Source organism: Novosphingobium sp., from assembly GCF_031424035.1.
Classification (GTDB): Bacteria; Pseudomonadota; Alphaproteobacteria; order Sphingomonadales; family Sphingomonadaceae; genus Novosphingobium.
The window spans coordinates 1-2,398 of the sequence record NZ_JANPGP010000069.1; the positions used below are offsets into that span (position 1 = coordinate 1).

The 2,398-nt window shown below is 65.5% G+C and carries 2 protein-coding genes and 1 riboswitch; both genes read left to right on the forward strand.

Going from position 1 to position 2,398, the window contains the following annotated elements; all coding sequences use genetic code 11:
- Nucleotides 1-78: 78 nt before the first annotated feature.
- A riboswitch (cobalamin riboswitch) is annotated at nucleotides 79-268 on the reverse strand.
- 172 nt (nucleotides 269-440) lie between these two features.
- Nucleotides 441-1,586 (forward strand): cell wall hydrolase, encoded by a 1,146-nt coding sequence (locus RMO89_RS10115; RefSeq protein WP_310532894.1) that lies wholly within the window; start codon nucleotides 441-443, stop codon nucleotides 1,584-1,586.
- Between the two features lie 115 nt (nucleotides 1,587-1,701).
- Complete coding sequence (locus RMO89_RS10120) at nucleotides 1,702-2,025, forward strand: hypothetical protein (RefSeq protein ID WP_310532895.1); 324 nt, start codon at nucleotides 1,702-1,704, stop codon at nucleotides 2,023-2,025.
- Nucleotides 2,026-2,398: the final 373 nt, after the last annotated feature.

Genomic DNA, 2,398 nt, shown 5'->3' on the forward strand with positions numbered 1-2,398 from the left:
ATGAACGAACGTCGTCCATGGCGAGGCCACCCGCCCTTATTGGCGAGCCCACGCTGCATCCGGTACACCCCGCCCGGCTGCGGAACGACCATCATCGGCAGGTCTCCTGGCTCCCGGATCACCGCCTGCGCCCGCCTTCCCGGCCAGATGGCCAGTGGCATAGTGAGCGCAAGCTCCCCGGTCACAGTTGCGGGGGCAGCGCGGGATTGGAACCCGCTTCCCTCTTAGGTCCGATTTGCACCGGACAACCCATGACGTCGACCGCGCCCTTACGCGCCGCTTTGCAGGGGCGCAAGCGGGGAGGTTCATTAACCGATTCACCTTACAGGGCAGGACTGTCCCCTTCCGGTACGGCGCGGAATCCGCAGTCGCGCGGCTGGGGCACGCTGGGGTACGCGCGAAGGCGCGTATCGAACACGCCCATGGAGCCTGCCCGCCAGATGTCCCAGAGTGTCGACCTTTCTGCCGAACTGCCGCCGCGCGATTTTGCCGCTCGGTTGCCCCGGCGCGCGGGTGGCGTCGGTGCACAGCGGCGGCGGCGGCACATCGGCAAGCGCTCGGGTCTGCTGCTGGCGGCGGTTGCTTTCCCGGCCATTGCCGCGCCCAGCTCGTGGTCCGATTTCGCCATCGGCAATGCCGGGAAGGCGCAGGTCCAGCTGGAGCCGATGCCGTTCGAGCGGACCGGTGATTCGTTCCCCGGATCGGCCTTCTATTACCTCGCACCCGATGAGCCGACCAAGCCGCTTGATACCGGGGCCCAATGGGATTCCGAAGAAGGCGGCGTCGATCCGTTCGCCGGGCCGACCGCGCGTTCGCTGCGGCTTAACGGCAATCTGACCGACAGCAACCGCGCGCTAACCTGCCTGACGCAGGCGATCTATTACGAAGCGGCGAGTGAACCCGATGGCGGCCAGCGCGCCGTTGCGCAGGTCGTGCTCAACCGCGTGATGCACCCGGCCTATCCCAACACCGTCTGCGGCGTGGTGTTCCAGGGGTCGGAACGCACCACCGGATGCCAGTTCTCGTTCACTTGCGACGGCGCGCTGAACCGTGTGCCCAGCCGGATGTTCTGGCTGCGCGCCGAGAATGTCGCCCGCGCCGCATTGTCTGGCTATGTCTATGCGCCGGTGGGACTGGCGACGCATTACCACACCATCGCGGTCCACCCCTATTGGGCGCCAAGCCTCAATTACCTCGGCACGATCGGCGCACACCGGTTCTATCGCTTCAAGGGTCCGGCCGGAACGCCGGGCGCGTTTCGCACTGCCTATGTTGGCGGCGAGCCCTTGCCCGCACCGCACCCGCGCTCCAGTCTGGCACAGGACAAGACCGATCCGTCGGTCGTCGATCCGCTGCAGATCCAGAAGGCCTATGAACAAGGCCTCAAGACCGCGCAGGAAGGCGCCTTGGTTCCGACCGCTGGCGGTCTTGCCCCGGCCCGCCCGATGGCGGCGCCCAGCTATTCGCCCGATGTGCAGGCGCGCGGCGGTGACAAGCAGTACCGCGGCGAAAAGCTGCCTGAAGCGCAGGGCATCCGCCCCGAATATCAGGATTCTGGCAAGTGGATCGCCCAGCCGGGCACCTGATCGCGGGGCGCTATGGCCCTGGTAAACTCCCGTAAACCATAGGCGTAGACGAAGCCTTGGCGTACCTGCTCTAGAGAGGTGCTCCAAGAGCAACAACACAGGCGCACTCACCCCCATGGCCCTCACCTTCGCCGCTTCCCGTACCGGTAACGACGCAATACTCGCGCGCATTTTCACGCGCCGGTCCGTGTCTCGCGGCGCGAACGACAATGGGCGGGCGATCGGCGACCTGATGAGCGATCCGCAGGTGCTGCGCGATACCCTGCTGCACTTCGCACGTCACGGCATGGGCGCTGCTGCCGTGGCGCGGCGCGAAGCGGCCGAAGCTTTCGATGCCGGCGATGACACCAGCGGCCGCAAGTGGCTGGCGATCTGCCGCCAACTCGACCGGCGCATGGCGCGCGGGCTGGAAAGCCGGTTCGCGCCTCTGGTGGGGTAAGACTGGTTCACGCAGAGACGCGGAGAAGAAAGGGAGGCGCGGAGGATTCGCGCGTGCGGCGAAGCCGCGCAATCTTTCCTAGTTCGCGTGCTGTCGAAGCGAATTGAACTTTGGCTCCCAGGACCCTTCTCTGCGCCTCCCTTTCTTCTCCGCGTCTCTGCGTGAACCCGGCCCCTGCTGTCCGATCGAGAGCTTTCCCGGATATCGACGCGCCTTCACCTCATTTGCTAGACTCTTATTGCAAATGCTTCTCAATTGCATATAAAAGCGCACATGCGAGTCTTTCCCGACTTGCAATCGCCATGTCACACGCCTAGGGCACCCACTGAACCGGGCCACCGTCATGCCAGCGGGACTAGTGCGGCACGCCCTT